8 protein-coding genes and 1 tRNA gene are annotated in these 13,173 nt (G+C 72.6%); 5 read left to right on the forward strand and 4 right to left on the reverse strand.

Annotated features, from left to right (window positions below; all coding sequences use genetic code 11):
* Positions 1 to 127 precede the first annotated feature (127 nt).
* Positions 128 to 200, reverse strand: a tRNA-Arg gene (locus AC0QU1_RS06610).
* 267 nt (positions 201 to 467) lie between these two features.
* On the opposite strand from AC0QU1_RS06610, the gene AC0QU1_RS06615 reads away from it, so the two are divergent.
* The 4 genes from AC0QU1_RS06615 (at position 468) to lysA (ending at position 5,765) form a co-directional block, all read left to right on the forward strand.
* A complete protein-coding gene (locus AC0QU1_RS06615; RefSeq protein WP_483616416.1) occupies positions 468 to 1,055 on the forward strand; it encodes a SigE family RNA polymerase sigma factor in 588 nt (195 codons plus the stop codon).
* Positions 1,052 to 2,614 (forward strand): hypothetical protein, encoded by a 1,563-nt coding sequence (locus tag AC0QU1_RS06620; protein ID WP_483575319.1) that lies wholly within the window; start codon positions 1,052 to 1,054, stop codon positions 2,612 to 2,614. The genes AC0QU1_RS06615 and AC0QU1_RS06620 overlap by 4 nt, the downstream gene beginning before the upstream one ends.
* A gap of 119 nt (positions 2,615 to 2,733) precedes the next feature.
* Positions 2,734 to 4,395, forward strand: coding sequence for an arginine--tRNA ligase (argS, locus tag AC0QU1_RS06625; RefSeq protein ID WP_483575321.1), 1,662 nt, complete (start codon positions 2,734 to 2,736; stop codon positions 4,393 to 4,395).
* Positions 4,392 to 5,765 (forward strand): diaminopimelate decarboxylase, encoded by a 1,374-nt coding sequence (lysA, locus tag AC0QU1_RS06630; protein WP_483575323.1) that lies wholly within the window; start codon positions 4,392 to 4,394, stop codon positions 5,763 to 5,765. The genes argS and lysA overlap by 4 nt, the downstream gene beginning before the upstream one ends.
* Positions 5,766 to 5,811: 46 nt before the next feature.
* On the opposite strand, the gene AC0QU1_RS06635 is transcribed toward lysA, so the two are convergent.
* The 3 genes from AC0QU1_RS06635 to AC0QU1_RS06645 all read right to left on the reverse strand — a co-directional run bounded on the left by AC0QU1_RS06635 (position 5,812) and on the right by AC0QU1_RS06645 (position 11,224).
* A complete protein-coding gene (locus AC0QU1_RS06635; protein WP_483575325.1) occupies positions 5,812 to 6,528 on the reverse strand; it encodes a hypothetical protein in 717 nt (238 codons plus the stop codon).
* 144 nt (positions 6,529 to 6,672) lie between these two features.
* A complete protein-coding gene (locus tag AC0QU1_RS06640) occupies positions 6,673 to 9,381 on the reverse strand; it encodes a S8 family serine peptidase (RefSeq protein WP_483575327.1) in 2,709 nt (902 codons plus the stop codon).
* 193 nt (positions 9,382 to 9,574) lie between these two features.
* Entirely contained in the window at positions 9,575 to 11,224 is a 1,650-nt protein-coding gene (locus tag AC0QU1_RS06645; RefSeq protein WP_483575329.1) for a M15 family metallopeptidase, read from the reverse strand.
* A gap of 152 nt (positions 11,225 to 11,376) precedes the next feature.
* Between AC0QU1_RS06645 and AC0QU1_RS06650 the strand changes: the two genes are divergently transcribed.
* Positions 11,377 to 13,044 carry an HNH endonuclease gene (locus AC0QU1_RS06650; protein ID WP_483616418.1) on the forward strand — a complete coding sequence of 556 codons (1,668 nt, stop codon included), beginning with the start codon at positions 11,377 to 11,379 and terminating at the stop codon, positions 13,042 to 13,044.
* The last annotated feature ends 129 nt before the right edge of the window (positions 13,045 to 13,173 follow it).

Consider the following 13,173-nt stretch of genomic DNA (forward strand, 5'->3'; position numbering starts at 1 on the left):
CCGCCGATGCGCGCGGGCCGGGCCCGTCCGCCGTCGGTGTTCGAGGGCGCCGGGGGCCTGAGCCGCTGGAGACGCCAAAGGGCCTCTGATCAGTGTTTGCGCTGATCAGAGGCCCTTTGGTGATGGGTGCGCCTGAAGGGATTCGAACCCCCGACCTTCTGCTCCGGAGGCAGACGCTCTATCCACTGAGCTACAGGCGCGGGACCGCTCGCGGGGAGGTGATGCTCCCCTCACGGCCGCAACGAGACTACCAGGTGACGGGCCCGGGGCGTGCATCGATATCTGTGACGAGCGTCGTACCCGACCGCAGGCACGAGCCGCGAGACCGAATTCGGTGACATCCCGACGTCCGCCAGGCAACCTTCCTCGTGTCGCGTGCGTCTGTGCGCCGTGACCATGACACAGAGCCCGGCCGTGCCGGCCCACGGGCGCGCAGGCAGGCGACGACGAGCGAGGTGGTGGACGTGGTGAGTGACGACGCGGCCGTCCTGGGTGACCCTGGCGCCGTCGTGGTGACCACGGGCACGCGGGCCGAACGGTTCACGCGGTTCGCCAGGGAGCGGTCGCCCGAGCTGTCCCGCATCGCGTACCTGCTGTGCGGCGACGTGCATCGTGCGTCCGACCTGGTGCAGCTCGCCCTGGAACGGACCTACCGGGCCTGGAACAGGGTGGGCGACGGCGATCCGTTCGCCTACGCGCGGAAGGTCATCGCCACCGCCCGGATCGATTCCTGGCGGCGGACCAAGCGGGACGTCCTGGTGGCCCCTGCCGACCTTCGTCCGGATTCCACGTCGGACGGTACGCAGCACGTCGTCGACCGCGACGAGCTGGTCAGGGCCCTGCGACAGCTACCGGTCGGGCAACGGCGCGTCGTCGTCCTGCGGTATCTGCTGGACCGCACCGAGAAGCAGACGGCCGAGGACCTGGAGATCACCGTCGGCGCCGTGAAGTCGGCCGCCTCGCGCGGCCTCGACCGGTTGCGGGAGATTCTCGGCGAGGAACGACCTGTCACGGCCACGAAGGACGCGAGCTCGCGGAAGGGGGCCCAGCGATGAAGGAGCAGGACGACACCCTGGTGAGGCTGATCCACGACGCAGCGGGCCAGGTCGGACCCGTGGCCGGGATCGACGGCGAGGCGATGGCCGAGCGGGCGATCCGTCGCGAGCGGGTGCGACGCAGCGTGATCGGCGGCGTCGCGGCGCTCGCCGTCGCGGCCCTCGTGACCGTGGGCGGCCTGGCGGCGGCAGGACGGCAGGTCCTGCCGGGCGGATGGCCTCCTGTCGAGGTCCCGGACGGCTGGACCGGAGTGTCCGCGACGGGGCTGACGTTCGCGGTCCCGCCGGACTTCGAGCCGTTCGAGGCGATGGGCGTCCCGGCCTGGGGCATCGACCCGAACTTGGACGGGGAGTGGAGCACGGCGGCTTCCATGGTGCTGGTCCAGCCCTTGCCGCTCGGCAGTGATCACTCGCTGTCCGAGATGTACGACGAGGTAGTCGGCACGCAGGTGCCGGGCGCGGCGTCGGCCGAGTACGCGTGGGGGACGGCGGGCGGCATGGGTGACTTCGACGGTGCACTGGACGTCGAGCTGGAGTCCGGCAGGAGGGTGCGGCTCATGCTCGTGCTGACCGACGTGCCGGAGCCCGAGCAGACGTTCGAGCGGCTGGTGGGCACCGTCCAGGTCGACCGCACCTTCGACGAGAGCGTGCTGGCCATGCCCGAGGACGACGAGCGCACGCTCGACGTCATCAGGGAGCTTCCCTCCGGATGGCAGGTCCGGGAACACCTGGGTCTGAAGTTCGCCGCGCCGGGGGACTGGGTGGACGGCGACGGCCCCGCGGCTCCGAGTGCCGGCGGGGCGGCCATGTCGATGAACGACGGCTCCGGGACGCTGCGGCTGCAGGTCACCGCGTTGCCGACCACCCAGGATCCGGACGGCGAGTTCGGCTACACGTACCCCTTCGACCCGCCGCCAGGCGCCGACCGGGCGGGTGCGGAGCTGGATCGGCAGGACGAGACGCTCCACGCCTGGATCGAGGTCCGGCGGGCCGGAGGCCGCACCTACTCCATCGACGTGCGCGTCCCGGCAGGGGAGGACGGCGAACGCATCGTGCGCACGATCGCCGGGAACTTGGAGTTCACGGCCGAGGCCGACGACCTGCCCACCTACGAGGACCTGACGGACGCCCGGCCGCTCGTCGACGGCGCGCCGGAGGTCCCGGAGGACTGGGCGGTGGCGGAGGCCACCGGCTTCCGCCTGCGGGTGCCGCCGGACTGGGCCGACCCGGGTGGCGGCTTCGACAGCGGCGAGATCGTCCTCAACTCCCCGTCGGACGGCGAGCCGGGCGAGCACCTGCAGGCCTGGCGGGTCGAGCCGGGCGTCTCCGGGCTCGGCGAGATCCCGGTCGGGGGATACCGCCTCGACCTCCCGGGTGTGGGCCGAGCGGTCGTCAGGCTGAACGAGGATCCGGCCTACCCGGGCACGCTCGGCGGGTTCGCGGAGATCCGCCTGGCCGACGGCGGCTACGTGTCGGTGAGCTACGACGGCCCGGCGGGTCCCGAGTCCGAGGAACGCTTCTGGCAGATCCTCGGCACGCTCGAGCTGGTCACCACCTGAGATTGGTCCGACGGCGGTGGCGTGTCCTCGGGCGCGGGCGCGCCACCGCCGTCGTGCGCGGGTTCCCGGCCTGTGGAAAGCCGAGGCTGCGTACCCGGCCCGGCCGATAGAATCGATCCGTGACCCCCACCGAGCTCTCCGGAGCGCTCAGCGCTGCCCTTGCCGCGGCCGTCGCCGACGGCACTCTCGCCCTGCCCGCCGACGCCGTCCCGGCGTCGGTGCACGTGGAGCGACCCCGGCAGCGAGAGCACGGGGACTGGGCCACGAACGTCGCGCTCCAGCTCGCCAAGAAGGCGGGGACGACGCCGCGTGCGCTGGCGGAGGACCTCGCCGCGCGCCTCGGCGCGACGCCGGGTATCAAGTCGGTGAGCGTCGCCGGCCCGGGCTTCCTCAACATCACGCTCGACGCCGCGGCGGCGGGCGAGCTGGCCCGCACCATCGTGGAGGCCGGCTCCGCCTACGGCCGCGGCGAGGCGCTCGCCGGCCAGGTGATCAACCTGGAGTACATCAGCGCGAACCCGACCGGCCCGCTGCACATCGGGCACACCCGGTGGGCGGCGCTGGGCGACTCGCTGGCCCGCATCCTGCGCGCGGCCGGGGCCGACGTGACCGCCGAGTACTACATCAACGACGCCGGCGCGCAGATGGACCGCTTCGGCGCGTCCGTGCTGGCGCGCGCCACGGGTGGCGAGGTGCCCGAGGGCGGCTACCACGGCGAGTACGTCAAGGAGCTCGCGGCCAAGGTGCTCGCCGACCGTCCCGACCTGCCGGAGCTGCCGCACGACGAGGCCGTCGCCGTCGCGCGCGAGGCCGGCTACGCGCACCAGCTCGCCGAGATCCGCGAGGTGCTGGAGAACTTCGGCGTGCACTTCGACGTCTGGTTCTCCGAGCGCGACCTGCACAATTCCGGAGCCGTGGAGAAGGCGGTGGCCCGGCTGCGCGAGCAGGGGCACGTGTTCGACCAGGAGGGCGCGGTCTGGCTGCGCACCACGGACTTCACGGACGACAAGGACCGCGTGATGATCCGGGCCAACGGCGAGCCCACGTACTTCGCCGCCGACGCCGCGTACTACCTGTCCAAGAAGGACCGCGGGTTCCCCGGCAAGATCTACCTGCTGGGCGCCGACCACCACGGGTACATCAACCGCCTCAAGGCCATCGCGGCCTGCGCGGGCGGCGACCCGGAGGCGAACATCGAGGTGCTGATCGGCCAGCTCGTCAACGTGGGCGGCGCCAAGCTGTCCAAGCGCGCCGGCAACATCATCGAGCTGCGCGACCTGGTCGACTGGATCGGGAAGGACGCCGTCCGCTACTCCCTGGCCCGCTACCCCGCGGACACGCCGCTGGAGCTGCAGGGCGAGGACATGCTCAAGCAGACCAACGACAACCCGGTCTTCTACGTGCAGTACGCGCACAGCCGCACCGTGCAGATCGGCACGAAGGCCGCCGAGCGCGGCGTGCGCCGGGCGGACGGGTTCGACCCCGCGCAGCTCTCGCACGCGTCCGAGACGGCCCTGATCGGCCGGCTCACCGAGTTCCCGCGGATCGTGGCGCAGGCCGCCGAGCTGCGCGAGCCGCACCGCGTGGCCCGCTACCTGGAGGCCCTCGCCGGCGACTTCCACTCCTGGTACAACGACGACGAGAAGCTGCGCGTCACCCCGTACCCGGACGAGGAGGTCACGGACGAGCACCGGGCTCGCCTGTGGCTGAACGACGCCGTCCGCACGGTCCTCGCCAACGGCCTGGACCTGCTGGGCGTGAGCGCACCGGAGCGGATGTGACCGGCGCACCCTGGTCCACCGGCGTCGGTCGCCGGGCGGACGGCGCGGTCGCCGTGGCGGGCGTCGACGTCCGCGACCTGGCCGCCGAGCACGGCACGCCCGCCTACGTGCTGGACGAGGCCGACTTCCGCCTGCGCGCCCGCGCCTACCGCACGGCCTTCGAGACGGCGTTCGGCGCGGTCGGCGCCGGCGTGGACGTCTACTACGCCGGCAAGGCGCTGCTCACCGTGGCCGTGGCGCGCTGGGCGCGCGAGGAGGGGCTGCGCGTCGACACGGCGTCGAGCGGCGAGCTCGCCGTCGCGCTACGCGCGGAGGTGCCGGGCGCGGAGATCGGCCTGCACGGCAACAACAAGTCCGACGCCGAGATCCTGCGCGCCCTGGACGCCGGGGTCGGCCGCATCATCGTGGACTCGCTGGTCGAGATCGAGCGCGTGGCGCGGCTCGCGGGGGAGCGCGGGGTCGTGGCGCCGGTGATGGTCCGGGTGACGACCGGCGTCCACGCGGGTGGGCACGAGTACATCGCGACAGCGCACGAGGACCAGAAGTTCGGGCTGTCGGTCAACGCGGTGGGCGGTTCCGGGCCCGGCGCCGAGAGCCCCGCGATGGCCGCGCTGCTGGAGGTGCTGAAGCACCCCGAGCTGCGGCTGCTCGGCATCCACTCCCACATCGGCTCGCAGATCCTCGACCCGGACGGGTTCGAGGCCGCCGCGCGCGTGGTGCTGCGGCTGCGGGCCGACCTGGCCGAGCGGTCGGGCGTGCTGGTCGGCGAGGTCGACCTCGGCGGCGGCTACGGCATCGCGTACCTGCCCGGCGACGTCGCGCTCGACCCGGAGCGGGTGGCGAAGGACATCGCGCAGTCCGTGGCCGGGGTCTGCCAGGAGCTGGGCACGAGCCTGCCGCGGTTCTCGATCGAGCCCGGCCGGGCGATCGTCGGCCCGGCGGGCCTCACCCTCTACACGGTCGGCACGGTCAAGCCAGTCACCGTCTCGGCCGACGGCGGCGCGGACTTCACGCGCACCTACGTGTCCGTCGACGGCGGCATGAGCGACAACATCCGCCCCGCCCTGTACGGGGCGGCGTACCACGCCGAGATCGTGGGCCGGGCGTCCGCGGCCGAGACCGTGCTGGCGCGCGTGGTGGGCAAGCACTGCGAGTCCGGCGACATCGTGGTGCACGAGGTGCAGCTCCCCGCCGACGTCCGGGCGGGCGACCTGCTCGCCGTCGCCGCGACGGGCGCCTACGGGCGGTCCATGGCCTCGAACTACAACATGCTGCCGCGCCCGCCGGTCGTCGCCGTCGCCGACGGCGCCTCGCGGGTGCTGGTGCGCCGCGAGACCGAGGACGACCTGCTGGGCCTCGACCAGGGCTGACGGGTGTCGGCTGACGGTGACGGGCGCCGGCTGACGAGCGTCGCGCTCAGACGTCCTGCGCGTCGTCGACGTGACAGCCCTCTGCGGCATCCCCGTAGTCGTCGATGTGCCCCTCGATCTGGGTGTTCAGCTCCTCGATCTGCACGGTGAGCTTGTCGATCTCGGCGGCGACCGACTCCGCCGCGGCGAGGTCGCCCGCGTTGACGGCGGCCATGAAGTCGTTGAGGCCCTCGAGGTAGACGACGGTCTTGTCGTCCAGCTTCGCGGAGACCTCGAGCATCGCGTCCGCGTCGTCGATGGCGTCGACGCAGGCCGTTGCCGTGGTCTCGGCGCGCGACTTGGCGGTCTCGAGGTCGTCGATGGTGGCCTCGGCCTCGGCGAGGGTCTCCTCGGCGGACGCCAGGTCGGACGAGAGCGCGTTCGCGCGCGATTCCCAGTCGTTGGCCGAGACCAGGCCGAGGGCACCCCAGACGATCGCGCCGACGAGGAGCACCGCCAGTACGAGCGCGACGGCGTTGGCCCTGAGGAACGTGGCGATCCTGCTCGGTGCCGGTGAGGGGGCCGGTGCCGGAGCGGCCGCGACGAGCGCCGGCTCTGCCGGTTCAGGCGCGGCCGCCGCGGCGGCCGGCTCGGTCTCCGCGGCGATCGGCTCGACCGGTCCCGGTGTGGGCGGGGCCGGGGTCTCGCTGGTGGGACGCGCCTCCGCGTCCTTCAGGGTCAGGTTGGGTGCGGCCGCGGGGCGCGTGGTCTCGTCGTCGGACATGCGGGCACCGTATCCGGCGAAAATCGCGAAAATCGCCGAAATGGGCCGCTCAGCGAAAGATCACCCGGCTGTCAGCTGTCGGGCCGCGACGGACGCGGCCCGGCCGACCGGGCGGGCGACGGAGATCGCCCGCCCGGCCGACCGCTACGGCCGGTCGATGGTGATCGTCGGCGAGGTCCAGGCCTCCCAGTGCTCGGGGTTCCAGGGCTCGCCGTCGGCCTTCAGCGCCTTGAGGGAGAGCACGTAGTCGCCGTCGGGCACGCTCTTCGTGTCCCCACGGAGGGTGGTGTACGAGCCGTCCCACGCGTACGCGGTGAACCCGCCGGCGGTCTCGTTCCGCTCCACGCCCGTCAGGTCGACGGCGTACGCGCCGCGGCGGTCCACCGGACGGCCCGTCGCGGCGTCGAGCACCGTGACCTGCAGCTCCTCCACCTGGTGCTGGAAGTGGACCAGCGTGTACGGGACGTCCGGCAGCCCGTCCACGGTGCCGAGCGAGTACGTGGCGCCGTCCGGCTCCAGCTCGTAGTCGGCCTGCGGGTCGATGCAGTCGAGGTTGATGAACTCGGCGCACGCCGTGATGCTCCCGACCGACGGCAGGTCGGCCACCACCTCGCCGCCGGACATGACGGGCGTGATCGGGTCGATCGCCTGGTAGTCGCCCGCGTACCCGGCGTACGGCACGGAGTAGGCCGTGCCGTCGCCGGCCGTGACCACGACGTACCCGCCGTAGACGAGCTGGTCGGCGTCGGCCGCCTCGGGCGCGGTGACCGTCACGCCGACCGTGGCGGAGCGGCCCGGCCGGAGCGTCACCGACTCGCGGCTGAACGAGACGTCCGCGTACGCGTCGGCGAACGACGGCGCGAAGGTGTTGCCGTACGTGGCGAGCGCCGGCGCGTGCGACACCGTGTACGTGGTCGTCTCCCGGGTCGTGTTGCGAATCGTCACCCACTTCGTGGCGGTCCCGGTCCGGGTGTCGCTCTCGCCGAGCGCGAGCTTGGCAGGCCGGACGGTGGCGCCCGCCTGCACGACGCCCGGGATGTCGAGCATGCCCGCGCCCTGCCGGTGGGCGTTGTCGAGGTAGCCGGCCGTCGGGGCGCCGGACCACGCGGCCGGGTCGGCGCTGTTCTGCAGGAGGTCCCGGACCTCCCACGCGCGCAGGCGCGGCTTCGCCTCGAGCAGCAGGGCGACGGCACCCGCGACGTGCGGCGACGCCATCGACGTGCCCGAGTTGACGCCGTGCCCGCCCTGCTCCAGCGGCAGCGTCGAGTTGATGTTGCCGCCAGGGGCGCCGAGGTCGGGCTTGAGGGCCAGGTCTGGAGACAGGCCGTACGAGCTGAACGAGCTGATCAGGCCGCCGGTCGGGCTGGGCGTGGACACCTCGTCGGCGGTCCACGTGAGGGTCACCTCCGTGCCGACCGCGAGCTCGGCCGCGAGCGCCCTGCCCTCCGCCTGCGGGATGCCGATACCCGGGATGCCGCGGTCCACCACGCCGCCGCCGGAGAACAGGCCGGGGCTCGAGTTGTAGATCACGACCGCGGTCGCACCTGCCGCGGCCACCGTCGCGTACTTCTCCTCGAACGTGCACGAGCCGCGTGCAATGAGCGCGGTCTTGCCCGCGACGTCGGCCTCCAGCGGTATGCCGACGCTGGGGCAGACGGTTCCGGCGTCGACCAGCGGGTCGGTGGTGCCCTCGGTGGGCGCGTCGGCGACGTTGCCCAGCCCCAGGTAGGGCACTGAGGTGCCCGAGGGGTTCGCGACGACGGAGCGTGCGGTGACGTGCGTGTTGTCGAACGAGGCGACGCCGATGACCTTCTCGCCGAGACCGGGTGCTCCGGCCGAGTACAGGCCGGTCGCGCCCGAGTTGCCGATCGAGGCGACGACGACCATGCCGCGGTCGACGAGCCGGTCACTCGCGGTCGCGGTCGGGTACGTGGGCCACGAGAAGGCCGAGCCGATGGACATGTTCAGCACGTCCATGTCGTCCGCGAGGGCGCGCTCCATGGCGGCGATCATGATGTCGGCGTCGGTCGAGCCCTCGCAGCCGAACACGCGGTACGCCCCGAAGGAGACGCCGGGCGCCACGCCCGTGATGCCGCCGTCCCTGCCCTCGCCGTTCGCACCGACGATGCCCGCCACATGGGTGCCGTGCCCCTGGCAGTCGTCCGGCACGGCATCGGGGTGGGGGACCCGCCTGTCGGGGTCGCTCGACGCGGCGTTGTAGTCGTCGCCGACCAGGTCGTAGCCCGCGATCACGCGGCTGTTCGGGAAGCCGGGGCCGCCCAGGTCCGGGTGGTCGACGTCGATGCCCGTGTCCATGACGGCGACCTTGACGCCCTCGCCCGTCAGGCCGAGCTCGTTCTGCGCGATGTCGGCGCCCGTCATGCCGAGTGCGGTCGCGAGTTCCGGCTCGTTGCCGGCCGGGAGGGTCTCCGGGATCTCGATCCGCGTCATCGGGTAGATCGCCTTGACGCCCTCGGTGCGCTGCAGCTTCCCGAGCTGGGCCGAGTCCATGTCGATGGAGTAGCCGTTGAACAGGGTGTGGAACGTGCGTCGGACCGAGTAGTCGACGCCCGCGTCCTCGGCCGCCGCGCGGAAGTCCTGGCGCTCGGCCCGTAGGGTCGTGGCGTCCGTGCCCGACGACGCCGGCTCGCTCTCCAGCTCGACGAACCACGAGCCCTTGGTCTCGTTGACCAGCGTGGTGTCGACGGAGGCCGGGATCTCGTGCACCGGTGCGATCGGGTCGATCGTGCTCGACCCGGTCGTCGCCCCCTGTGCCGCCAGCCCTTGGGCGGTGACACCCCCGGCAGCCAGTGCGAGCGCGGCGAACGCTCCGAGGTATCTCTTGTGGTTCATACGTGCTCCCCGTTCGGCAGGCCACCACGACCCGGATGGCCCTTATGTGAAGAAAGCGTGGCTCGGCAGACTGTAGAGGAGCAGGCCGCCGTGGGGAAGACGGGGAAGGGGAGCCGTGGGTGATTTTTCGGTCGCGCCGCGGGGTTCCCGCTCGCAGCGCGAGTTCGGGCGGAGCTCGCCGGCCGCCGCCGCTTCAGTCGTCGCCGAGCAGGCCGCCGACCAACCCGCCCACGACGCCGTCGACGGTTCCGTCCACGAGCTCGACGGTGTCGTCGACCACGGCTCCGACGACGCCGGTGTCGGCTGGAGCGTCCGGGTTCTCTTCGGGCGGGCCGGAGGGGTCCGGCTTCGACGGCGCGGGCTTGGCCGGGGCGTCCGGCGTCGGGTCGGACGGCTTCGCGGAGCCGTCCGAGGTGGGCGTTCCGCCACCGGCGTCGTCCGCCCCACTTTCCGTGGCCTGATCCTGGTCCGTGGGGCCGTTCGCGCCTTCCGACGGCCCGCCCGTCTCGCCCGGGGTGCGCGCGGAGGCAGGGACGGCCTCCGGGCGGTCCGCGCCGTCTGGCACCGCTTGTGCATGGGGCGCCCAGGTGCCGACGTCGGACGGGTCGATGGCGCGGTTCGGGATGGAGCCGGCCGCGAAGAACTCGAAGTGCCAGGGTTCGGGCTTGGCGCCGCCGAGCCGGGCCCACGAGGGGTTGTCCCAGCCGTAGTCGGGGGCGTGCAGGCGCAGCCAGACGTACTCGGGGGAGTCGCCGCCCGCGATCGGGTCGTCCAGGTCCACGGCCAGACCCCAGCCGTGGTTCGACGTACCCGGGATGGCCGCGAGGTGTGGCTTCGTATCCTTGACCGCCACCTGCATCGAGTAGGGGCGGTACGAGTCCGTCAGCGGGATCGGGTAGCCGAACTCCTTCTCGAACTCGGCGCTGAGCGCCGTCAGCCGCTCGGCCGCGTCGCAGCGCAGCATGTGCCCGGGCGCGAACGGCAGCGGGCACAGCACATCGGCGGGGATGCGGCCGTTGGCGTACCCCGCGGTGGAATCACCGTAGGCGGCCACGGTCTCCTGCAGGCTCTGGCGCAGCGAGGGCTCGGCGTCCGGCAGCGTCTCGATGAGCGCGGTGGGCGACGTCGGATCGAGCAGGTTCGCGAGCCGCATCGCGGCGACGGCCACCTCCTCGAAGGTGACACGGTCGGAGTCCTGCCGCTCGGCGCGGGGGCGCGACACGGCCGGGGCGTCCGGCGAGGGCTTCTCGGTCACGAACCGCAGCACTGGCGTGGCCGATATCGCGCCGTCGGGCGCCAGGGCGGTATCCGCCGGGCCGGGGGTCTCGGCGTTATCGGCCGGGTCGGACGCCGGGCCGGACTCGTCCTGAGGCTGCTCGTCGACGCCGTCGAGCGCGAGCTGCTGAGCCTGATATGTCGTGTAGAGCATGCCCAGCTCTGCCGCGGCCTGCGCGATGTGCGGGTCGAGGGACGAGCTCTCCCGTAGCCGGCGCTCGGCACGATGCAGCACCGCGAGCACCTGGCCCACCGTGACGGCGTCGGTCCCGGTCGGCGCGGCCTGCCCCTGGATACCCGTCCCGGCCAGTGGGCGGCCGGCTCCCGTCGCGGCGGTGGACGCCATCCTGGACGCCGAGGCGCCGGACGCCGCCGTGCCCGACGTCGGCACGCTCGCCGACGCGCTGACCAGCACCCCGCCGGTCACGGCTAGGGCGACCGCGCCGGTCCAGACGTGGCGAGCGTGCGGGCTCGTCACCGCGCGGCGCAGGTCCACGCCGCGATCGCGCAGGAATGCCGCGCCGGCCTGGAACTCGCTCGGCCCGGCACCGCTCGTCTTGTCCGTCACTGGTCCAACGCCCCCTTACGTCTGACATGTTCGCGGGGGCGCTCCTGCCGCCCGCCGCTCGGTCGGCCGGGGCGTCGATGCAGCCTGGGGCACCGATGCCGGCCATCGAAAGCGTCCAGGGTAGTCATACTGAACCGGACACAACAACCAAAATGGCTCGGTACCGACTGGCGCCACCGGGTGTCTCCTCGGAAGGCTTCAGGAGGTACATCGAACGTGTGTGCGATATGATGGTGCCATGTTCAGAGAGATCGCAGCCGAGCGGCAGCCAGTGGGGCGGCCTGCTGCCCGCTGGCGCGTGGGCTCAGGCGCCGGGTGACGCGGTTACCAGCCTGGCACCGGTCTCTGACATCGACGCCGGTGCGCCTTCCGGCGTCCTCGCCAGGGAGGTAACCGCAGACGGGATCGCCGCAGTGCACGCGTGGTTGCTGTCGAGCTCCGGTCCGGCCGACGCCGCCTCGCGCGTCGCGACTCTGCGCGCGCTGGAGGAGCTTGCCGCCGGCGTCGTGGCGGCGCAGTCCCAGGTGCTGGTCGACCTGCGCGACGAGGAGGTTCGGTCGGCAAAGGAGGCGGCTATCGCGTCCGGCGGTACCGCGCATGACAGGCGCGGCCGTCAGATCCCGGTCACCGCCAAGTCGGCCGCTCGTGATGCGGAGGCGGATGTCGCCCAGCGAGTGGGGCTCGCCCTGCGCGTCTCACCGCACCGGGCGCGATCGCTGCTCGGGGTCGCGAAGGTTTGGCACACCGAGATGCCGCACACGCTGCACGCACTGCGCACGGGACGGCTGTCCCAGGAACGGGCGACGCTCCTGGTCAAGGAGACCGCCTGCCTCGACCTGGCCGATCGGCAGATCATCGACGCGGAGCTCTGCGCTGACCCGGCCGTCCTGGAGGGAGTCGGCACGCGCCGACTGGTCGGCCTCATCAACGAGCACGCCAGCCGACTCGACCCGGCCGCCAAGGCCAAGCGTGCGGCGAAGGCGGTCTCGGACCGGTGCGTCACCATCCGGCTGGCGCCCGACACCATGACGTACCTGACCGCACTGCTGCCCGTCGCGGAGGGCGTCCAGACCTACGCGGCACTGAAGCTCGCCGCGGAGTCCGCCCGGCACATGGGCGGCGACGAACGATCGACCGGGCAGATCATGGCCGACACCCTGGTTGAGCGCGTCACCGGCCAGGAGCACGCAGCCGACGTCCCCGTCACGGTTCACCTCGTCGTGTCGGACGAGGCGCTGCTGGCCGGCGGGCACGAGCCCGCCGTCGTGCTGGACGGCACGGGTGCGGGTCACGGCGCCGTCCCGGCTGAGGTGGCACGGAACCTGGTCGCGAACGGTCTGGACCTCGACGCGGCGTGGCTGCGTGCCGTCTACGCCACGAGCACGGGCGACCTGGTCGGGACGAGCAGCAAGCAGCGCTTCTTCGCCGACGGGCTCGCGGACCTGCTGCGCGTGCGTGACCAGGGCATCTGCCGTACGCCATGGTGCGACGCACCGATACGCCATCTCGACCACATCACCGCGGCGGGCAGCGGTGGGAGCACGACTCTGGCGAACGGTCAGGGCCTCTGCGCTGCCTGCAACCAGGCTAAGGAAGCGGCCGGCTGGTCATCGAGATCGGGGACCGATCCCGCGACCGGCAGACATGCGGTCACCACCACGACACCGACCGGGCAGGAGCACCTGTCGGTCGCTCCCGAGCCCCCTCGACCCGCACGACGGAGGCCACCGTCTGGGCAGGCGTCGGCGCCGACCTCCTTGTCGTGCCGGCCGGGCAGAACGGTGCGTCACCACCTGCGGCCTGTGCCGAGCACAGCCTGAGACGCAGGGCCAAACAAGGCCCTGCGTCCACAGTCGGCTTGCCCAAGGCTACTCGTCGGGCGACCCACCGGTGCCCTATGAAGGCCCGACGCCGGGCCGGCCGTCCCCTGGGGTGGTGGGGCGGAGAGA

Source organism: Promicromonospora noduliphila, assembly GCF_056951025.1.

Coding starts and splice junctions, on each gene's coding strand:
- AC0QU1_RS06620 (WP_483575319.1), top strand. CDS start 1,052: ATGAAGGAGCAGGACGACACCCTGGTGAGGCTGATCCACGACGCAGCG.
- AC0QU1_RS06635 (WP_483575325.1), bottom strand. CDS start 6,528: ATGTCCGACGACGAGACCACGCGCCCCGCGGCCGCACCCAACCTGACC.
- AC0QU1_RS06640 (WP_483575327.1), bottom strand. CDS start 9,381: ATGAACCACAAGAGATACCTCGGAGCGTTCGCCGCGCTCGCACTGGCT.
- AC0QU1_RS06650 (WP_483616418.1), top strand. CDS start 11,377: ATGGCTCGGTACCGACTGGCGCCACCGGGTGTCTCCTCGGAAGGCTTC.